Raw genomic sequence first — 20845 nt, 5'->3', positions numbered from 1 at the left:
GGCGGTGAAGTAAAAACCTGCCTGTGAGTGACAGGCTCTCAAAGAGTAAGGAACAAACATGATTCTGGATGCATTCTCTCTGCAGGGTAAAGTGGCCGTGGTTTCCGGGTGTGATACCGGGCTGGGGCAGGGGATGGCGTTAGGCCTGGCGGAAGCGGGCTGCGATATCGTGGGTATCAACATTGTTGAGCCAACGGAAACCATCGAGCGCGTAACCGCGCTGGGCCGCCGTTTCCTGAGCCTGACCGCTGATCTGCGTAAAATTGACGCCATTCCTGAACTGCTGGATCGCGCGGTGGCTGAATTCGGTCATATCGACATCCTGGTGAACAATGCCGGGCTGATTCGCCGCGAAGATGCGATCAGCTTCAGCGAGCGCGACTGGGATGACGTGATGGATTTGAACATCAAGAGCGTATTTTTTATGTCCCAGGCGGCGGCAAAGCATTTTATTGCGCAGGGGAAAGGGGGCAAGATCGTTAATATTGCCTCCATGCTCTCGTTCCAGGGCGGAATCCGCGTGCCGTCTTATACCGCGTCCAAAAGCGCAGTGATGGGCGTGACCCGCCTGCTGGCGAACGAATGGGCGAAGCATAATATCAATGTGAATGCCATTGCGCCGGGCTACATGGCGACCAACAACACGCAGCAGCTGCGCGCAGACGAGCAGCGCAGCGCGGAAATCCTCGACCGCATTCCGGCGGGGCGCTGGGGCCTCCCGCGCGATCTGATGGGGCCAGTGGTCTTTCTGGCCTCATCGGCATCGGACTATATCAACGGCTACACCGTGGCGGTTGATGGCGGCTGGCTGGCGCGATAACCCGTTTCGGTCAAATACCTCTGCTTTCGGGCGGAGGTTTTTTTTGCTCAAAAATTGTCAAAGTCCATATGGATAAACACGAAAAATCCATACTAAAAAATCATGAATGACTGCCATCACACTTTTAATTCTGCAAAATGAAGGTGTTAGTAAAATAATGTGATTATTCAGCGTTAGTTGAAATTGTAATGTCCATCACAGATCGCTATGTCGCAGCGAAATAGTCCATATCTTCACCTTTTCCCACCTGACACTTTTTCCCGCTATCTCGTAATTTCACTTAACGCATTTCACTGTTCAGGCAGGAAACCATGACATCAATAAATGACTCTACCCTTATGCCCGCGGCGCTGCGCGATACGCGCCGTATGAATCAGTTTGTCTCCATCGCCGCCGCCGTGGCGGGCCTGTTATTCGGGCTGGATATCGGCGTGATTGCCGGCGCATTACCGTTTATTACCGATCACTTTACCCTGAGCAGCCGCCTGCAGGAGTGGGTGGTGAGCAGCATGATGCTCGGCGCGGCTATCGGCGCGCTGTTCAACGGCTGGCTCTCGTTTCGTCTGGGTCGCAAATATAGCCTGATGGTCGGAGCCGTTCTGTTTGTCGCGGGCTCTATTGGCTCCGCGTTTGCCGCGAACGTTGAAGTGCTGCTGCTCTCCCGCGTGCTGCTGGGCGTGGCGGTGGGGATTGCCTCTTATACGGCGCCGCTTTATCTCTCCGAAATGGCGAGTGAGAACGTGCGCGGGAAGATGATCAGCATGTATCAGCTAATGGTTACGCTGGGTATTGTGCTGGCGTTCCTGTCCGACACGTATTTCAGCTACAGCGGCAACTGGCGGGCAATGCTGGGCGTGCTGGCGCTACCGGCGCTGGTGCTGATCGTGCTGGTTATTTTCCTGCCAAACAGTCCGCGCTGGCTGGCGCAAAAAGGGCGCCACGTGGAGGCGGAAGAGGTGCTGCGCATGCTGCGCGACACCTCAGAAAAAGCGCGTGAAGAGCTGAATGAGATCCGCGAAAGCCTGAAGCTGAAGCAGGGGGGCTGGGCGTTATTCAAGATTAACCGCAACGTGCGCCGCGCGGTCTTCCTCGGCATGCTGCTGCAGGCGATGCAGCAATTCACCGGCATGAACATCATCATGTACTACGCGCCACGCATTTTCAAAATGGCCGGGTTCACCACCACGGAACAGCAGATGATAGCCACCCTGGTGGTGGGGCTGACCTTCATGTTCGCCACCTTTATCGCCGTATTCACCGTGGATAAGGCCGGACGTAAGCCGGCGCTGAAAATTGGCTTCAGCGTGATGGCGCTCGGCACGCTGATCCTCGGCTACTGCCTGATGCAGTTTGATAACGGCACGGCCTCAAGCGGTCTCTCCTGGCTCTCTGTCGGTATGACCATGATGTGTATTGCAGGATACGCGATGAGCGCCGCGCCCGTGGTGTGGATCCTGTGCTCTGAAATTCAGCCGCTCAAATGCCGTGACTTTGGCATCACCTGTTCCACGACCACCAACTGGGTGTCCAACATGATCATCGGTGCGACTTTCCTGACACTGCTGGACGCGATTGGCGCGGCGGGAACGTTCTGGCTCTATACGGTGCTGAACGTGGCGTTTATTGGCGTCACGTTCTGGCTGATTCCTGAAACCAAAGGCGTGACGCTGGAACATATCGAGCGCAAGCTGATGGCAGGAGAGAAACTGCGCAATATCGGCGTGTGATCGTCTTACCTTATTAAGCGTTTAATACAGTCAGAGTTGGTAAGACGGTGCTTTATTACAATAGTTACGTAATGAAACTCACTACCAACTCTGGCAGGGGGAGATAAATATAGGGGATTTGAACTTAAGATAATTCTTAGGATAATGTATCATCGGACCACCGCTATTATTTGCGCAAAATGAAACGCATCCTAAAAAGAAAAATGCATATGTCTGAGATGGATATCAAAAAAAGCACAGATCTTGATTTTCCCCGTTATGCCACCCCGGTTGTACACGCTAAAGAGATAGATCTTTTGGGTCTGGTTGAGGTGCTATTGGCGGCGAAAAAGCGCATCGTTGCCGTTACCCTTGCGTTCACCCTGGTAGGGCTGGCCGTTTCATTTTTGCTGCCGCAGAAATGGACCAGTAAAGCCGTGATCACTCAGGCAGAACAGCTGCAGTGGAACCCGCTGCGCCAGATGCTGGTTGAGTTACAGGTGCTTGACGTGGATGCGAAAATTTCCCGCCCGGAAGTCTTTGACCTGTTTATCAAAAAGTTTCAGTCTCAGTCATTGCTCGAAGAGTACATGAAAACCTCTCCTTACGTGACGTCGCAGCTGGAAGGCGCCGAGGTGGATCCGCTTGAGCTGCATCGGGCGATAGTCAACATCTCAGAAAGAATGAAAGCGGTGAATGACACTCAGGCAAAAGATGCGGATAAAATGCCGTATGTCTCCTGGACATTAAGCTTTACCGCGCCGACAGCGGGCGATGCCCAATCCGTCCTGCAGGGATATATCAATTATATCGCGGCGATTGTCGAGAAAGAGACGGTGCAGAATATCCGCAGTCAGATCGCTCTGAAAACGAAAGCCGTTGAGCAGCAGCTGGAGCTGGATCGCGTCCGCCTGACCAATATTCACAATACCAACCTGCAGCGACTGAATTATTCGCTGTCAGTGGCGAATGCTGCAGGCATCAAGAAGCCGGTTTACAGCAACGGCCAGGCGGTGAAGGATGATCCTGATTACTCTGTTGCGCTCGGCGCTGACGGGATTGCGCAAAAACTGCAGATTGAAAAAAATCTGAAGGACGTGACCGAGCTGAATGCGGATTTCCAGAACCGGGAATACTATCTGGCACAGCTGAAAAAACTCTCCTTTGCCGATGTCCAGCTTGAGCCATTCAGGTACCAGCTTTCTCCCTCTATGCCGGTGAAAAAAGATGGCCCGGGTAAAGCCCTGATTGTCCTGCTGTCGGCGATCCTGGGCGGGCTGTTTGCCTGCGGTAGCGTTTTACTGCGCGAAGCGATGCTCACCCGTCATCCGCTGCCGGAGCCGGTGACGGAATAAACGCTGCAGTTTAAAAAAGGCGCTGAATACAGCGCCTTTTTTTATTGGCGTTGGTTGTGCTAGAAAGAGAGACCAGAGATAAGGAGGGATGATGAAAACGATTGGCCTGTTAGGTGGAATGAGCTGGGAATCGACAATCCCGTATTACCGCCTGATTAACGAAGGGGTAAAGCAGCGCCTGGGTGGTCTGCATTCCGCGAGCCTGCTGCTGCACAGCGTTGATTTTCATGAAATAGAAGCCTGCCAGTCGAGCGACGAGTGGGATAAAGCCGGGGAGATACTGGCCCAGGCGGCGCTGGGACTGGAGCGTGCCGGTGCCGAGGGGATATTGCTTTGTACCAATACCATGCACAAAGTGGCGTCGCATATCGAGGACCGCTGCTCGCTGCCGTTCCTGCATATCGCTGACGCGACCGGACGTGCGATTACGGCATCCGGAATGCGCCGCGTGGCGCTGCTGGGCACGCGCTACACCATGGAACAGGATTTTTATCGCGGGCGTTTGCAGGATGAGTTTGGTATCGAAAGCCTGATCCCGGATGAGGCTGACCGGGGGCGCATCAACCAGATTATTTTTGACGAACTCTGCCTCGGCACCTTCAGCGAGTCTTCCCGGGCGTATTACGTCAGCGTGATTGAAAAGCTGGCGCAGCAGGGGGCAGAAGGCGTAATTTTCGGCTGCACCGAGATTGGCCTGCTGGTACCGGCCGATCGAAGCCCCGTCCCGGTATTTGATACCGCCGCCATCCACGCAGCGGACGCCGTGGAGTTTATGCTGTCATAGTGGGTTTTGCAGGTCAGGTAAGCGAAGCGCCACCTGACGGGCGTGCTCAATCAAGTGTTCGGTAAAAGCCTCCACCAGCGCGGAAGCCGGGCGGTGCAGCGGGCGAATCAGGCTAACGGTGAACGGGACGGAAACGCTAAAGCGGCGGATGACGATCCCGTTTCCGGCATAGTCCAGCGCCGTGAGCGGGTTAACGACCGCCACGCCGACGCCCGCCCGCACCATTGCGCAAATCGAAGCCGCGCTGTGCGTCTCCACAACCATTCGCCGTTTTACCTGATGCTCGGCAAACAGGGTGTCCAGGAGCTGTCGGTAACTGTCGGTCTGCGACAGGCTAATGTAGTTTTCCCCATGAAAATCCTCTGGTGTGAGCACTGCCTTACCGGCAAGCGGATGCCCTGCGGGCAGAACGCACACTTCATCTAAAGAGAGCAATTCCAGGCGTTCCGTTCCCGCTGGGGTGGAAAGGGTTTCGGTTAGCCCTAAATCATGACGCTGTGCTGAAAGCCACTCTTCCAGCAGGGGCGATTCCTGCGGCACGATGGTGAGGCTGACCTCCGGATATCGGGCCAGAAAAGGCTGCAGCAGCATGGGCAGAAACGACTGCGAAAAGACGGGCAGGCAGACGATGGACAACTCGCCCTGACGAAACTCGCGCAGGCTTTCCGCTGCACTCACTATTCTGTCCAGCCCGTACCAGGAGCGCTGCACTTCCTCGAACAGGCGCAACCCCTGCACCGTCGGGTGAAGCCTGCCACGGGTACGTTCGAACAGCTTCAGCCCCAGCACCTTTTCGAAGCGCGCCAGCTCGCGGCTGACCGTCGGCTGCGAGGTATGCAGCATCTGCGCGGCTTCGGTGAGATTGCCGGTGGTCATGACGGCATGAAAAATCTCGATATGGCGTAAGTTGACGGCGGGCATAGGTCACCTGAAGGCGTAATGTTATCCATATCATTTTTGCATAGACTCGCGATAAAACGATATTTTTTATTCTCTTCACGCTGTGGCGTAATCATCAAAACGCCTTTATCCGGAGAAGACCATGCCACGCCCGCTGAACCAGACCGATACCGATTTGAACGCTGATAACCTCCTGCGCCTGCCTGCCGAGTTTGGCTGCCCCGTATGGGTCTACGACGCGCAGATCGTTCGCGAGAAGATTGCGGCACTGCATCAGTTTGACGTGGTGCGCTTTGCCCAGAAGGCGTGCTCCAATATTCATATTCTGCGCCTGATGCGTGAGCAGGGGGTAAAGGTTGACTCCGTTTCGCTTGGCGAAATCGAGCGTGCGCTGGCGGCCGGATTCGATCCGAAAGCCGACAGCGATGCGATCGTCTTTACCGCCGATGTGATCGACGATGCCACCCTGGCGCGCGTCCACGAACTGCAGATTCCCGTGAATGCGGGTTCTGTGGATATGCTGGAGCAGCTTGGACAGGTTTCTCCTGGGCACCGCGTCTGGCTGCGCGTGAACCCGGGCTTTGGTCATGGCCACAGCCAAAAAACCAACACCGGCGGTGAAAACAGCAAGCACGGGATCTGGTATGCCGATATGCCTGCTGCGCTGGAGGTGCTCCAGCGTTACGGCCTGAAGCTGGTGGGTATTCATATGCACATTGGGTCAGGCGTGGATTACGGCCACCTCGAGCAGGTGTGCGGTGCGATGGTGCGCCAGGTGATCGATTTTGGTCAGGATCTGGAGGCGATCTCTGCCGGCGGCGGTCTCTCCATTCCCTATCGCGAAGGGGAAGAGGCGATCGATACCGATCACTATTATGGCCTGTGGAGCGCCGCCCGCGACCAAATCGCCGCGCATCTGGGCCACGCGGTGAAGCTGGAAATTGAGCCGGGTCGTTTCCTGGTAGCCGAGGCCGGCGTACTGGTTTCGCAGGTGCGCAGCGTGAAAGAGATGGGGTCTCGCCACTTCGTATTGATTGACGCAGGTTTTAACGATCTGATGCGTCCGTCGATGTACGGCAGCTATCACCACATTACGGCGCTGGCTGCCGACGGCCGCGATTTAACGCAGGCGCCGCGCGTTGAGACGGTCGTTGCGGGGCCGCTGTGCGAATCGGGCGATGTGTTTACCCAGCAGGAAGGCGGCAAAGTGGAAACCCGCGCGCTGCCAGAGGTCAAGCCGGGTGATTATCTCGTGCTGCATGATACCGGAGCCTACGGGGCGTCTATGTCATCAAACTACAATAGCCGCCCGCTGCTGCCGGAAGTGCTGTTTGATAACGGCAAGGCGCGGCTGATCCGTCGTCGCCAGACCATTCAGGAGCTGCTGGCGCTGGAGCTCGTTTGAGTAAAGTAGGGCCCGGTGGTGACCGAATCGCGTAATACCAGCGTGCCGGTAAACGGCGGGATGGCATCGACCGGCTGGTTTTTTGCCAGCCGGATCGCCTGATCGATGGCCGTGACAATCATATTGTCGATAGGCAGATACACCGATGAGAGCGCAGGCTCCAGCCATTTCGCGCTTGGGGCATCGTCAAAGCCAAACAGTGAAATATCCTGCGGGATTTTCAGCCCCGCCTGGTGCAACGCTTTGGACGCACCCAGCGCCATATCATCGTTACAGGCAAACAGGGCGCTGAACGAAACACCGTCGGCAATCAGCTCTTTGCATAGCTCATATCCCCGCGTCATTCCCGCATCGCCGTACTTTATCCGACGCTCGTCCAGACGAATGCCGTGCTTTTCCAGCGCCTTGCGATAGCCCATCAGCCTCGCTTTCCCGGTGGGGGTATGGATCGGGACGGTGATACAGGCGATCTCCCGGTGGCCCTGGTTGATCAGGTAATCCACGGCCTTAAACGCGGCATCCTGCTGTTCGAAGAAGACGCAGCGATCCGGCGCCAGGCTGACTTCACGGTTAATGACCACCAGCGGCGTTTGCACGGTATTCATCAGCTTGATGATCGCTTTTTCGCTCATATAGCGCGTGTAAAGCACGATGGCATCGCACTGGCGATCGGCCAGCATCTGCACCGCCTGCTCTTCCTGCTCCGGCGCGTCGTGGCCGTCGGTGACGATCAGCTGTTTTCCGTGGGTTTCGGTCTGCCGCGACGCCTGTTGCAGAAGGCGACCAAAGTAAAAGCCATCGAAGGTGGAGACGACCAGACCAATGCTGTTGCTGGTCTGGTTTGCCAGCGAGCGCGCGAGAAAGTTTGGGCGGTAGCCCAGCTCTTCCATCGCAGCAAACACCTGCTGGCGCGTACTCTCTTTAACCTGACCTGTGCCGTTCAGCACGCGCGATACCGTGGCCTTTGACACGCCCGCACGCAGTGAGACATCCAGCATTGTTGCCATTCTACATTCCTGATTCCACGTAATGGTCTGCAGTTTAACACAGACCTCATGGCGTATAAGCGACGCGGGAGGCGCAAAAATTCCGCCACGATCACGCTTTTTGGTAAGGATCGCTGAGCGCGGGATAAACGTCTTTAAGTGGTATGCCAAAATGGTCAAAAATATTCATCTGGAATACCTCTTGCCTCGTTGAGAGCTAAATCACAGAACGTAAAGCCCCTTAAAGCTATTTTTGGTATGCCAATAGTATCCGGCTGACCCTCTTATTCCATAAAAGCCCTTTTACTGAGGTATTACCCTATGGCATTACAGGAAAAACTGATCGACGCTCTGGGCAGTTTCGCCACTACGTTCAACAGCTATCGCTATATTATGGCGATCAAGTCTGCCTTCATTACCTTAATGCCGGTCATCATCGTTGGCGCATTTTCGGTACTGATCTCCAACATGGTACTGGATCCGAAAAACGGCCTGGCGAGCTTCCAGTCCCTGTCATTCCTCGCAGTGCTGAAACCGATCACCAGCGCGCTTAATTACGCGACCCTGAATTTCCTCAATATTGGCGCGGTGTTTTTAATCGGCATCGAACTGGGGCGTATTAACGGCATAAAATCATTGTTCCCCGGCCTGCTGGCGGTGATCTGCTTTATCTGCGTGACGCCGACCACTGTGGAGATGCTGGTGGATGGCGAAATGCACGTGGTGAAGGATGTCCTGCTGCGTCAGTTCTCTGATACCCGCAGCCTGTTCCTCGGCATGTTTATCGCCATTCTTTCGGTAGAAATTTACTGCTGGCTGGAAAACCGCAAGGGGCTAAAGATCAGAATGCCGGATACGGTGCCGCCTAACGTGGCCGCGTCCTTCTCCGCGCTGATCCCGGCGATCATCACCACCACTGCCATTGCTACCTTCGGCTTTGTATTCCATCAAATCACCGGCATGTATCTCTACGATGCGGTCTATCAGGTGGTGCAACAGCCGCTGGAGCGCGTGGTGCAAAGTCTGCCGGGCATTCTGCTGCTGATGTTTGTGGCTCAGCTGTTCTGGGTGATTGGCATTCATGGCAATCAGATGATTAAGCCCATCCGCGAGCCGCTGCTGCTGGGGGCGATCACCGTCAACATGAGCGCCTTCGAGCAGGGTAAAGAGGTTCCGAACATCATCACCATGCCGTTCTGGGACGTGTATATGAGCATCGGCGGATCGGGGCTCACCATCGGTTTGCTGATCGCGGTGATGATCGCCACCAAACGCAAAGAGATGAAGGAGATCGCCAAACTCTCTATCGGCCCCGGCATCTTTAACATTAACGAGCCGGTGATCTTCGGCATGCCAATCATGCTTAACCCGATCCTCGCCATTCCCTTCATCATCACCCCGCTGGTGACCGGATCGATTGGCTACTTTGCAACGGTAACCGGTTTTGCCGGTAAAGCCGTGGTGATGGTGCCGTGGACCACGCCGCCGCTGATTAACGCCTGGCTTTCCACCGCGGGATCGATGGGGGCGGTGATCACCCAGCTCATTTGCATCGTCACTGCCGTCATTATTTATCTGCCGTTTGTGAAGATTGCCTCGCGCCGCGCAGAGCAGGCCGCGCTGCAGCAAGCCACCGATAACGTATGAGGATGCGATGAACACAAAAAAGATAACGCTGCCGCAGGATTTTATTCTCGGTGCGGCGGCATCAGCCTGGCAAACCGAAGGCTGGAGCGGCAAAAAAACGGGCCAGGATTCGTGGATAGACCTCTGGTATAAGAACGATCGCCACGTCTGGCACAACGGCTATGGCCCGGCGGTAGCGACCGATTTTATCAATCGCTTCCGTGAAGATGTGGCGCTGATGAAGCAGGCCGGGCTGACGCATTACCGGACCTCGATAAACTGGTCCCGTTTTTTGACCGATTATGAAAATGCGACGGTGGATGAGGAGTACGCCGCGTATTACGCCGATCTGTTTGATGAAATGCATCGTCAGGGCATTGAGCCGATGATCTGCCTGGAACATTACGAGCTTCCCGGCGTGCTGCTTGAAAAATACGGCGGCTGGGCGTCGAAGCACGTGGTTGAGCTGTTTGTCCGCTATGCGGAAAAAGTGTTTGAACGCTTCCACGGCAAAGTGACCCGCTGGTTTACCTTCAACGAGCCGATTGTGGTCCAGACCCGCGTCTACCTCGACGCGCTGCGCTGGCCGTACGAGCAGAACACCAGTACCTGGATGCAGTGGAATCACCATAAGGTGCTGGCGACGGCGAAGGTAGTGAAGCTGTTTCGCGCCAAAGGCTACCGCGGCTCGGTGGGCTGTATTCTTAACCCGGAAGTCACGTATCCGCGCTCGCGCGCGCCGCATGACGTGCGGGCGGCAGAAATGTACGATCTGTTCTACAACCGCGTCTTTCTCGAGCCGCTGGTGCACGGGCATTATCCACCGGCGCTTTTTACCCTGCTGGAACAGCACCAGGTTCCGTGGGACTACACGGCAGACGAGCTGGCGCTGATCGCGGAAAACACCGTTGATGAGCTGGGGATTAACCTGTATTACCCGCACCGCGTAAAAGCACCCTCCCGCGCCTGGCATCCGGAGACGCCATTCCACCCGGCCTACTACTACGAGCCGTTTGAGCTGCCGGGGCGGCGGATGAACCCCTCCCGCGGCTGGGAGATTTACCCGCGCATTATCTACGACATGGCGATGCGGATTAAGCAGGAATACCGCAACATCGACTGGTTCGTGGCGGAAAGCGGAATGGGCGTGGAAAACGAAGCGCGGTTTCGCAACGATGACGGCATCATCGACGACAGCTACCGTATTGCGTTTATCAGCGAGCACCTTTACTACGCGCTGCTGGCGCGGGAGGCGGGGGCGAACTGTCACGGCTATATGCTGTGGGCCTTTACCGACAATGTCTCGCCCATGAACGCCTTCAAAAATCGCTATGGTCTGATTGAGATTGATCTGGACGACAACCGCGCCCGGCGAGCGAAAAAATCGGCAACCTGGTTTCGCCAGCTGCGCGATACCCGCGTCCTCACGCTCGGCGTTGACGATGAATGGAAGTAGGCGAAAACCAGGCGGGTTCTGGTAAAATAGCCTACAAACTGGCCGGGAGGACGCCCGGCCTGCGCATTAACTGAAAAAACAGGTGGTAACGTGGATAAGGCTGTCATCCTGCCGGAAAAAAAACAGTACCAGGAAATTGGCGAGGATTTGCGGGCGCAGATTATCCAGGGGCACTATCCCGTTGGTTCCCGTCTGCCGCCGGAGCGTAATATCGCTGAAACGTATGGCGTGAGCCGCACCATCGTGCGCGAGGCGCTGCTGATGCTGGAGTTACAGGGTACGGTAGATATCCGTCAGGGGTCCGGCGTGTATGTCATGCGCATCCCGGAAGAACACGAAAACGAAGAAGAGCGTTTTCTTAACAGCGACGTGGGGCCGTTTGAGATCCTGCAGGCGCGCCAGCTTCTCGAAAGCAATATTGCCGCGTTTGCCGCCAAAATGGCGACGCGGGCCGATATCGACAACCTGCGCCGAATCATCGAGCAGGAGCAGCGCGCGATAGCCGCCGACGACAACAGTCAGGATAACAACAAGATGTTCCACCTGGTGCTGGCGGGCGCAACGCAAAACCAGATGCTGCTGGCGACGGTGGAAAGCATCTGGCACCACATGGACAGCAGCCCGCTATGGCAGCAGTTTAATGTACATATCGCCAGCCGTGCATACCGTCTGAAATGGCTGGGCGACAGGCAAACTATCCTTGCGGCGCTCCGTCGTCGTGACGTGATGGGGGCCTGGCAGGCGATGTTCCAGCACCTCGAAAATGTCAAAAAGAGCTTACTTGAACTCTCGGATGAAGATGCGCCAGATTTTGACGGCTATCTGTTTGAGTCCGTACCGATTTTCCAGGGGAAACTGGTATGACGATTTTGCCTCTTTACGCCGTGCCTCAATATGCGGATCAGGTGACAGACTGGATCTGGCAGGCCTTTGGCGAGGAGCTTCCCCGTGAATTTTTCCACAGCATCGTTGAGCACAGCCAGACGCCGGGAGCATTACCCTTGACCTTTGTTGCCGTTGAAGGCGAACGACTTCTCGGCACGGTGGGGCTCTGGCGCTGCGATTTGATCAGCCGACAGGATCTCTGCCCGTGGCTGGCGGCGCTGTACGTTGACGACGCGGCGCGCGGAAAAGGGCTGGCGGGGCAGCTTCAGCAGTATGTTATAAGCTATGCCGCGCGGGCCGGGTATGAGGAGCTCCATCTGTGGTCTGCCTGCCGCGACTTCTATGAACGTTACGGCTGGCAGTACGTTGGCGATGCGCTCGAATACCCGAACAAGACGGTGCACCTTTATCGCTATTCGCTCTGCGCTTCTGCAGGGGATGCAACGGAGTGACGGCGCACCAGGGTTGGGATGAAGAGATGGGTAATATCCGGCGGCTGGCGTTGCTCCGCCAGCGCTAGCGCCAGCTCGGCGGCCTGCGTTGCCATCGTGATGATTGGATAACGTACGGTGGTCAGGCGCGGGCGCACGTAGCGTGAGACCAGCACATCATCAAAGCCAATCAGCGAGATTTCTGCCGGTACCTCAATCCCGTTGTCGTTCAACACCCCCATTGCGCCTGCGGCCATGGAGTCGTTATAGCTGGCCACCGCCGTGAAATTGCGCCCGCGGCCCAGCAGCTCGGTCATGGCCTGTTCACCGCCGCTCTCATCCGGCTCACCGTAGGCCACCAGGCGGTCGTTGCACGGCAGGCCGTTTTCGCGCAGGGCATCGTAGTAGCCCTGCAGGCGGTCTTCCGCATCAGAAATCGGGTGATTGGAACAGAGATAACCAATTCGGGTATGGCCCTGCTGAATCAGATGACGGGTTGCAAGCCAGGCGCCGTAGCGGTCGTCGAGCGCCACGCAGCGTTTTTCAAAACCGGGGATAATACGGTTGATGATTACCATCCCGGGAATTTGCTTCATCAGATGAATCAGTTCGGCATCCGGGATCATTTTGGCGTGAACAACCAGCGCCGCACAGCGGTGGCGGATCAGCTGCTCAATGGCCTGGCGTTCTTTTTGTTCATTGTGATAGCCATTGCCGATCAGCAAAAAATTGCCTGTCTGATATGAAACCTGTTCAACCGCTTTTACCATGGCGCCGAAAAAGGGGTCAGAAACATCTCCCACCACCAGCCCAATAGTTTCAGTAGATTGCTGGGCGAGCGCGCGGGCGTTGGCGTTGGGATGATAGTTGAGGGACTCCATGGCGCTCTGTACTGCCTGGCGTGATGCGTCACTGGCTTTTGGGGAGTTGTTAATCACGCGCGAGACGGTAGCCACCGACACGCCTGCCAGACGGGCCACATCCTTTATTGTCGCCATTCATTACCTTCTTATTGGGGGTAAGCGTTTACACACCAAATAGTGTTGCGGAAAAGCGGCGCGCATTCAAGGGGAGCGGGTTTCTGCACTCCACAAACGTGACGCAGGACAACCCTGATGGTGTAAGCGTTACACGCGTAGTCATGTCTGAAGAATGTCAATCTGAACCTTTAGTTACACTTTGCCTCAGGCTGTTGCGATTGTCTGATAGCGAGGGCGTTAAAGAGGTTGATACAGTCGAGATCCCAGAGGTATTGATAGGTGGAATCAGCTCCGGTTGATTAACACGATTTACACCAACCTGCGTTTTTACGCAGGTTTTTTTTTTACCTGACAGTTCAACCTGTAACAGCAACAGAGAATATTCACACCTGGTTGCACTTAGGCTCATTCCCTTGCGTTTTCCTGCTGGCGAAGCGCAGTGGCAACAGCCAAAATCAAGATCCCAGAGGTATTGATTGGTGAGAATTCTTAGTACGGTTTCGTACTCATCTCTTGCACCAACCTGCGCGGATGCGCAGGTTTTTTTTCGCCTCTATTTTTGCTTGTCGCTCCCGTATCACTTCTCGTGTAATCTGCCACCATTTACTATCAACCCTTCACACTGGCTGGCAAAGGGAGTTGAGATGCTATTTGGGTTCTTCCGTACACTTTTCCGTATTCTCTTTCGCATCCGCGTGACTGGCGATGCCCAGGCGCTTCGCGGTGAACGCGTTTTAATCACTCCAAATCATGTTTCCTTTATCGATGGCATCCTGCTGGCGCTGTTTTTGCCCGTGCGTCCGGTGTTTGCGGTCTATACCTCCATCAGCCAGCAGTGGTACATGCGCTGGCTCACGCCGCTGATTGATTTTGTGCCGCTCGACCCGACAAAGCCGATGATGATTAAGCATCTGGTGCGTCTGGTAGAGCAGGGGCGTCCGGTAGTTATTTTCCCGGAAGGCCGCATTTCAGTGACCGGTTCACTGATGAAGATCTACGACGGCGCGGGGTTTGTCGCGGCGAAGTCAAAAGCGACCGTAGTGCCGCTGCGTATTGAAGGTGCAGAGCTGACCCATTTCAGCCGTCTGAAGGGGCGGGTGAAACAGCGTCTATTCCCAAAAATCACGCTGCATCTTCTGCCGCCAACGTCGCTATCGATGCCCGACGCGCCGCGTGCTCGCGATCGCCGTAAGATTGCCGGGGAAATGCTGCATCAGATTATGATGGAAGCGCGTATGGCCGTTCGTCCGCGCGAAACGCTGTACGAATCTCTGCTTTCAGCGCAGTACCGCTACGGCGCGAAGAAAAACTGTATCGAAGACATCAACTTTACCCCGGATACCTATCGCAAGCTGCTGACCAAGACCCTGTTTGTGGGCCGCATTCTTGAGAAGTACAGCAAGAAGGGCGAAAAGATTGGCCTGATGCTGCCCAACGCGGGCATCAGCGCGGCAGTGATTTTTGGTGCGGTTTCCCGGGGCCGTATTCCGGCAATGATGAACTACACGGCGGGCGTGAAAGGGCTGACCAGCGCCATTACCGCCGCCCAGATTAATACCGTGTTTACCTCCCGTCAGTTCCTGGAAAAAGGCAAGCTCTGGCATCTTCCCGAGCAGCTCACCCAGGTGCGCTGGGTCTTCCTGGAAGATCTGAAAGCGGACGTGACCACCGGCGACAAGCTGTGGATTTTTGCTCACCTGCTGGTGCCGCGTCTGGCCCAGGTCAAACAGCAGCCGGAAGATGACGCCATTATCCTCTTCACGTCGGGGTCAGAGGGCAACCCGAAAGGCGTTGTCCACAGCCACAAGAGCATTCTGGCGAACGTTGAGCAGATCAAAAGCATTGCTGACTTTACCGCGGATGACCGTTTTATGTCGGCGCTACCGCTGTTCCACTCCTTTGGCCTGACGGTGGGGCTGTTTACGCCGCTGCTGACCGGCGCAGAAGTGTTCCTCTATCCAAGCCCGCTGCATTACCGCATCGTGCCTGAGCTGGTATATGACCGTAACTGTACTGTCCTGTTCGGGACCTCAACCTTCCTGGGTAACTATGCGCGTTTTGCCAATCCGTATGATTTCTACCGCGTGCGGTATGTGGTGGCTGGCGCGGAAAAACTGCAGGAGAGCACGCGTCAGATCTGGCAGGACAAGTTTGGCCTGCGCATCCTCGAAGGCTATGGCGTTACCGAATGCGCGCCAGTGGTCTCGATTAACGTGCCGATGGCGGCAAAACCGGGTACGGTTGGCCGAATTCTTCCGGGGATGGACGCGCGTCTGCTGGCCGTGCCGGGCATTGAGGACGGCGGCCGTCTGCAGCTGAAGGGGCCAAACGTGATGAACGGTTATCTGCGCGTGGAAAACCCCGGCGTGCTGGAGGTCCCGACGGCGGAAAACGTCAACGGCGAGATTGAATCCGGCTGGTACGACACCGGTGATATTGTCCGTTTTGATGAACAAGGCTTTGTTCAGATTCAGGGGCGTGCAAAACGCTTCGCCAAAATTGCGGGGGAAATGGTCTCTCTGGAAATGGTTGAGCAACTGGCGACGGCCGTATCCGCCGATAAAATGCATGCGACCGTGGTGAAGAGTGATGCCAGCAAAGGCGAGGCGCTGGTGCTGTTCACGACCGACAGCGAGCTTAAGCGTGACAGGCTGCTTAGCTATGCGCGTGAGCATGGTATCCCGGAGCTGGCAGTGCCGCGCGATATTCGCTACCTGAAGCAGCTCCCGGTGCTGGGGAGCGGGAAGCCCGATTTCGTGACCCTGAAAGGCATGGTTGAAGAGGCGGAACAGCAAAATGCGTGAGTCAGTACACACTAACACTTCACTGAGGTCGAAAGGCATGATGGCCGTCATTGCCGCGCAGTTTCTCTCTGCGTTCGGCGATAACGCGCTGTTGTTTGCCACTCTGGCGCTGCTGAAAGCCGAGTTTTACCCCGACTGGAGTCAGCCGATCCTGCAGATGGTGTTTGTGGGCGCTTACATTATCTTTGCCCCGTTTGTGGGGCAGGTGGCGGACAGTTTCCCCAAAGGTCGGGTGATGATGTTTGCCAATGGCCTCAAGCTGCTGGGTGCCGCCAGTATTTGCTTTGGTTTCAATCCGTTTATTGGCTACACGCTGGTGGGCATTGGCGCCGCCGCGTACTCCCCGGCGAAGTATGGCATCCTCGGAGAGTTGACCACGGGTGATAAGCTGGTGAAAGCCAATGGCCTGATGGAGTCGTCAACCATTGCCGCTATCCTGCTCGGCTCCGTTGCGGGCGGCGTACTGGCCGACTGGCATGTCCTGGCAGCGCTGGGCGTGTGTGCGGTGGTATATGGCGGCGCGGTCGTCGCTAACCTGTTCATACCAAAACTTCCGGTGGCTCGCCCGGGTCAATCCTGGCGCTTTAAGCCGATGACCGGCAGTTTCTTTAATGCCTGTCGCGTGCTGTGGCGTAACGGAGAGACGCGTTTCTCCCTGATGGGGACCAGTATGTTCTGGGGCGCGGGCGTTACGCTGCGCTTCCTGCTGGTCCTGTGGGTGCCGGTGGCGCTGGGGATTACTGACAACGCGACGCCGACCTATCTTAATGCGATGGTGGCCATCGGCATTGTGGTTGGGGCCGGCGCTGCGGCGAAGCTGGTGACGCTTGAGACGGTAGCACGCTGTATGCCGGCAGGGATCCTGATTGGCGTCGTGGTGCTTATTTTTTCCCTGCAGCATGCGTTATTACCCGCTAATGGCCTCCTCGTCCTGATTGGCATTCTGGGGGGCTTCTTCGTGGTACCGCTGAACGCGTTGCTGCAGGAGCGTGGCAAGCAGACCGTCGGGGCGGGAAATGCTATCGCGGTACAAAATCTGGGTGAAAACCTGGCGATGCTGTTGATGCTGGGGCTCTATTCTCTGGCGGTAAAAGTCGGTGCGCCGGTGGTGGGGATTGGCGTCGGGTTTGGCGGGCTGTTCGCTCTGGCAATTGCGGGCTTATGGATTTGGCAGCGTCGGCGTTGAGATGTGCGGCCTGATGCCCTCACCCCGGCCCTCTCCCACAGGGAGAGGGAGCAAACCCTAAAAACGGCAACGTGCGTTGCCGTTTTGCTTTTATTACGGCGCAGGATACGTATAAACCTGATGCACCGCTTCAATCTCCGCTAACACCTCTTCACTCAGGCTCAGATGGAAACTCTCAATATTGGTTTTCAGCTGTTCCATGGTGGTCGCACCCAGCAGGGTGCTGGCAACAAACGGCTGACGACGCACGAAGGCAAGCGCCATCTGCGCAGGGTCAAGACCGTGACGCTTTGCGATATCCACATAGGCTGCAACGGCTTTTTGGGTCTGTTCGCCGCTGTAGCGGGTGAAGCGGCTAAAGAGGGTATTACGCGCTCCGGCCGGCTTTGCGCCGTTCAGGTATTTCCCCGTCAGCGTGCCAAAGCCGAGACAGGAATAGGCGAGCAGTTCCACTTCTTCATACTGCGTCACTTCGGCCAGACCTACCTCATAGCTGCGGTTAAGCAGGCTGTACGGGTTCTGGATAGTGACGATGCGCGGCAGATTGTGTTTATCTGCCAGGTGCAGATAGCGCATTACCCCAAAGGCCGTTTCGTTAGATACGCCAATATAGCGAATTTTTCCCGCGCGCTGGCACTCGGTCAGCGCCTCCAGAGTTTCCAGCAGCGTAACGGCAGGGGCGCTCTCGTTCCAGCTGTAGCCGAGCTTACCGAAGCAGTTGGTTGGACGCTGCGGCCAGTGCACCTGGTAGAGGTCGAGATAGTCGGTTTGCAGGCGCTTCAGACTGGCATCCAGCGCGGCGCGGATATTCTTGCGATCGAGAACCTGATTCGGGCGGATCCCGGTATCGTTGTTGCGCGCGGGGCCACTGACTTTTGAGGCAATCACCAGCTTTTCACGGTTACCGTGTTTTGCCAGCCAGTTACCGACGTAGGTTTCGGTAAGTCCCTGCGTTTCCGGACGTGGCGGAACAGGGTACATCTCTGCGACATCAATCAGGTTAATGCCCTGGCTGACGGCATAATCGAGTTGCGCATGGGCATCGGCTTCGCTGTTTTGTTCACCAAATGTCATCGTGCCCAACCCCAGTTGGCTTATTTCCAGAGCGCTGTGGGGGATACGGTGATAATGCATAGCCGGCTTCCTCATTAGACATATAGACCGCGTCAGGGTGTACCCGACAAAGGAATATAAACATGGCAGAGGGGAAGCAAAAGGGGAAGAAAAAAATCAAAAAGGCCAGCAAGCTACTGACCTCTCTCTGTTTATCGCTCGATAATTTGCGAGACTTCGTCGCGATTGATCTGCATTTTATTGCCTTGCTGATCGCGATAGCTGACCAGACCGGTATCATCGTCGACTTCGGGTTTACCGTCAGTCAGGATCATTCGCCCATCTTTAGTCGCCATAACGTAATCGCTACTACATCCGGATACGGCAAATGCTAAACCGACTGCTGAAACTAACACTGCCCATTTTTTCATCGTTATCGTCCTCATCTGGCTCGTATCAAATCATAGTTTAGTTTTAACCCGATATGGCAACAGGAGGAAGCGGTAAAATCTTAAAAACCAGATGATTATGTTTGGGAGCTCGCAAAATAAGTAAAAAACTATGTTTTTAGAAGAAAATGGCGAGCAAGAAGCGCGCCGGTGAAATTCTTTTTGAGATAAAAACCGCGCGGCAGGGTCAGTATTGGCTCGCCCTGCGCGCCGATTGCCTCGGTGAGCGCCTTACTGTTGGCCGCTTTCGGGCGCAGCTGTAACACTTCACCGTGACGGGCGGTAATGCGCTCGACCTGCCCAAGCACAATCATGTCCATTAGTTCTTCCCAGTCCAGGCGCAGCTGGTGCTCCTCATCGTCGCTCGGGCTCCAGAGCAGCGGTGCGCCAACGCGACGGTCTGCCAGCGGGATCTGACGCTCACCTTCAACCGGTACCCACAGGACGCGCTTTAGCTTGTGGCGAACGTGGCTGGTTTCCCACGTTACGCCGGTATTGCCGGTTAATGGCGCAACGCAGACGAAGGTGGTCTCAAGGGGTTTCCCCAGGCTGTCGATGGGAATGGTTTTTAACTCTACGCCAAGCGCGGCAAAATCCTGCTCTGGTTTGCTCCCCGCGCTGGCACCCAGCCACAGCTCAAGCAGCATGCCGATCCAGCCTTTATCCCGTTTCAGATCCTTCGGGATCTGAAGCCCTGCCAATGCCGCCAGCTCGCCAAGCGAGAAGCCTGCCAGGCGCTGTGCCTGCTGCAGCAGCTGGCTTTCGCTAGAGGGAGGTAAGAGCAAGGGTGTAAGCGGATGCATGACGGTAACCTTTTGATTAAAAAATAAACGAAGAAATTGTCCCCTGTGGATAGAGTTTAACTTTTTCTGTACCAATATGACATCTCTATGATTTATAGGATTTTTTATTGTTTTGAAATCGTTGCACTCGCCTCAGAAAATGGGTTGTTCAAATCTGGTCACTGACAATGAACAGGATCTTACACCATGTTATCCACAGAAAAGTGGGATAACTGGGCATAACCCTGACTACTGTTTCAATTTACAGCCTTGACGTGCGATGAAAATCGAATTTTCAGACAAATTGTGACTAACTTATTGGCACAATCTGTGGATAAAACCGACGCTGTTCGATCTTTCATCAGCACGACGATCCCTGATGTGATGATCGTCACGCTATTCTGCTTTTGGTTGCCAGAAACATGTTTAACTATATGAAAATAAAAATTTTATCTAAAATGGCGTTTAGATGATGTAAGAGGTCGATGAAGGTTGTTCATCGGTAATCAGACACTTCTTCACAACTATATCCACAGAAAAGGTGAATAAAATTCCCTTTGCTGACTCTCATCTGTTTATAACTCAGCACTTATTTGTGAGTTATTCAAATGTTATTAGGCTGCAGCCCTGTAAGAGAGTGGTTTACCGCCTCCCTGTAGTGTGAAACAATCATTCATATATCAGGTTTAGTTTGGGGTAGTCCGGTGATTGATGACGATGGCTACCGCCCGAACGTAGGAATAGTAATTTGTAATCGTCAGGGCCAGGTAATGTGGGCCCGGCGATATGGTCAGCACTCCTGGCAGTTCCCGCAAGGCGGGATCAATCCGGGAGAGTCCCCAGAACAAGCGATGTACCGGGAGCTTTTTGAAGAGGTCGGTTTAAGCCGTAAAGATGTTCGCATCCTGGCTTCGACCCGCAACTGGTTGCGTTACAAGTTACCGAAACGTTTGGTGCGTTGGGACACAAAGCCGGTTTGTATCGGCCAGAAACAGAAGTGGTTTCTGTTGCAGTTGGTGGGCAACGATTCAGACATCAATATGCAAACCAGCAGTACGCCGGAGTTCGATGGCTGGCGATGGGTAAGCTATTGGTATCCTGTTCGTCAGGTCGTGTCATTTAAACGCGATGTTTACCGTAGGGTGATGAAAGAGTTTGCAAGTGTGGTGATGCAGCTTCAGGAGATCCCGCCTAAGCCGCAGAGCGCACCTGCCTGGCGACGTAAAAGAGGTTAAGC

The 20845-nt window shown here is 55.3% G+C and carries 18 protein-coding genes and 1 pseudogene; 12 read left to right on the top strand and 7 right to left on the bottom strand.

From position 1 onward, the window contains the following. Positions 1–58 precede the first annotated feature (58 nt). The 4 genes from kduD (at position 59) to M2433_RS18755 (ending at position 4665) form a co-directional block, all read left to right on the top strand. On the top strand, positions 59–820 hold the full coding sequence (gene kduD / locus M2433_RS18770; RefSeq protein WP_059311697.1) for a 2-dehydro-3-deoxy-D-gluconate 5-dehydrogenase KduD: 762 nt from the start codon (positions 59–61) through the stop codon (positions 818–820). Positions 821–1113: 293 nt separating this feature from the next. Continuing rightward, positions 1114–2547 (top strand): arabinose-proton symporter AraE, encoded by a 1434-nt coding sequence (gene araE, locus M2433_RS18765; RefSeq protein ID WP_429056314.1) that lies wholly within the window; start codon positions 1114–1116, stop codon positions 2545–2547. Between the two features lie 209 nt (positions 2548–2756). Next, positions 2757–3881: an LPS O-antigen length regulator Wzz(fepE) gene (wzz(fepE), locus tag M2433_RS18760; protein WP_429056164.1), complete on the top strand. Its 1125-nt coding sequence runs from the start codon at positions 2757–2759 to the stop codon at positions 3879–3881. A 91-nt stretch (positions 3882–3972) separates the two neighbouring features. Beyond that, on the top strand, positions 3973–4665 hold the full coding sequence (locus tag M2433_RS18755; RefSeq protein ID WP_429056162.1) for an aspartate/glutamate racemase: 693 nt from the start codon (positions 3973–3975) through the stop codon (positions 4663–4665). Here M2433_RS18755 and M2433_RS18750 read toward each other — a convergent pair. Then, positions 4660–5586, bottom strand: coding sequence for a LysR family transcriptional regulator (locus M2433_RS18750; RefSeq protein WP_059311701.1), 927 nt, complete (start codon positions 5584–5586; stop codon positions 4660–4662). The two genes, M2433_RS18755 and M2433_RS18750, sit on opposite strands and share 6 nt — an antisense overlap. 121 nt (positions 5587–5707) lie before the next feature. Here M2433_RS18750 and lysA point away from each other — a divergent pair, with 121 nt between their 5' ends. Beyond that, complete coding sequence (gene lysA, locus M2433_RS18745; RefSeq protein ID WP_429056160.1) at positions 5708–6970, top strand: diaminopimelate decarboxylase; 1263 nt, start codon at positions 5708–5710, stop codon at positions 6968–6970. Here lysA and M2433_RS18740 read toward each other — a convergent pair. Further along, complete coding sequence (locus M2433_RS18740; RefSeq protein ID WP_047347975.1) at positions 6940–7977, bottom strand: LacI family DNA-binding transcriptional regulator; 1038 nt, start codon at positions 7975–7977, stop codon at positions 6940–6942. The two genes, lysA and M2433_RS18740, sit on opposite strands and share 31 nt — an antisense overlap. Positions 7978–8277: 300 nt before the next feature. Between M2433_RS18740 and M2433_RS18735 the strand changes: the two genes are divergently transcribed. The 4 genes from M2433_RS18735 (at position 8278) to M2433_RS18720 (ending at position 12375) form a co-directional block, all read left to right on the top strand. After that, entirely contained in the window at positions 8278–9603 is a 1326-nt protein-coding gene (locus tag M2433_RS18735; protein WP_047347976.1) for a PTS sugar transporter subunit IIC, read from the top strand. Between the two features lie 7 nt (positions 9604–9610). Continuing rightward, positions 9611–11038, top strand: coding sequence for a glycoside hydrolase family 1 protein (locus M2433_RS18730; RefSeq protein WP_429056157.1), 1428 nt, complete (start codon positions 9611–9613; stop codon positions 11036–11038). A gap of 90 nt (positions 11039–11128) precedes the next feature. Continuing rightward, positions 11129–11902, top strand: a complete 774-nt coding sequence (locus M2433_RS18725) for a GntR family transcriptional regulator (protein WP_095441237.1) — start codon at positions 11129–11131, stop codon at positions 11900–11902. Then, positions 11899–12375 carry a GNAT family N-acetyltransferase gene (locus M2433_RS18720; protein ID WP_429056154.1) on the top strand — a complete coding sequence of 159 codons (477 nt, stop codon included), beginning with the start codon at positions 11899–11901 and terminating at the stop codon, positions 12373–12375. Before M2433_RS18725 ends, M2433_RS18720 begins: the two co-directional genes overlap by 4 nt. Here M2433_RS18720 and galR read toward each other — a convergent pair. Further along, positions 12336–13352, bottom strand: coding sequence for an HTH-type transcriptional regulator GalR (gene galR / locus M2433_RS18715; protein ID WP_429056152.1), 1017 nt, complete (start codon positions 13350–13352; stop codon positions 12336–12338). The genes M2433_RS18720 and galR overlap by 40 nt on opposite strands. A gap of 626 nt (positions 13353–13978) precedes the next feature. Here galR and aas point away from each other — a divergent pair. Together aas and lplT are read left to right on the top strand one after the other, a co-directional pair. Next, entirely contained in the window at positions 13979–16138 is a 2160-nt protein-coding gene (gene aas / locus M2433_RS18710; RefSeq protein WP_429056150.1) for a bifunctional acyl-ACP--phospholipid O-acyltransferase/long-chain-fatty-acid--ACP ligase, read from the top strand. Beyond that, positions 16131–17324, top strand: coding sequence for a lysophospholipid transporter LplT (lplT, locus tag M2433_RS18705; protein WP_429056148.1), 1194 nt, complete (start codon positions 16131–16133; stop codon positions 17322–17324). Before aas ends, lplT begins: the two co-directional genes overlap by 8 nt. 93 nt (positions 17325–17417) lie before the next feature. Here lplT and M2433_RS18700 read toward each other — a convergent pair whose 3' ends face one another. The 4 genes and pseudogenes from M2433_RS18700 to M2433_RS18685 all read right to left on the bottom strand — a co-directional run. Further along, on the bottom strand, positions 17418–18458 hold the full coding sequence (locus M2433_RS18700; RefSeq protein WP_429056146.1) for an NADP(H)-dependent aldo-keto reductase: 1041 nt from the start codon (positions 18456–18458) through the stop codon (positions 17418–17420). A gap of 131 nt (positions 18459–18589) precedes the next feature. Beyond that, a complete protein-coding gene (locus M2433_RS18695) occupies positions 18590–18808 on the bottom strand; it encodes a YgdI/YgdR family lipoprotein (RefSeq protein ID WP_032643191.1) in 219 nt (72 codons plus the stop codon). 128 nt (positions 18809–18936) lie between these two features. Beyond that, on the bottom strand, positions 18937–19629 hold the full coding sequence (gene mutH, locus M2433_RS18690; RefSeq protein ID WP_429056144.1) for a DNA mismatch repair endonuclease MutH: 693 nt from the start codon (positions 19627–19629) through the stop codon (positions 18937–18939). Between the two features lie 151 nt (positions 19630–19780). Next, a pseudogene (locus M2433_RS18685) lies at positions 19781–19870 on the bottom strand (hypothetical protein); the annotation flags it as partial. Between the two features lie 442 nt (positions 19871–20312). On the opposite strand from M2433_RS18685, the gene rppH reads away from it, so the two are divergent. Further along, a complete protein-coding gene (gene rppH / locus M2433_RS18680) occupies positions 20313–20843 on the top strand; it encodes an RNA pyrophosphohydrolase (RefSeq protein ID WP_013098553.1) in 531 nt (176 codons plus the stop codon). The last annotated feature ends 2 nt before the right edge of the window (positions 20844–20845 follow it).

Origin of the sequence: Enterobacter sp. AC1 (genome assembly GCF_050434705.1) — a bacterium.
In the GTDB taxonomy this organism is placed as follows: Bacteria; Pseudomonadota; Gammaproteobacteria; order Enterobacterales; family Enterobacteriaceae; genus Enterobacter; species Enterobacter cloacae_L.
The sequence above is the reverse complement of the archived record's forward strand: the minus strand, read 5'-3'. Positions and strand labels throughout refer to the sequence as shown.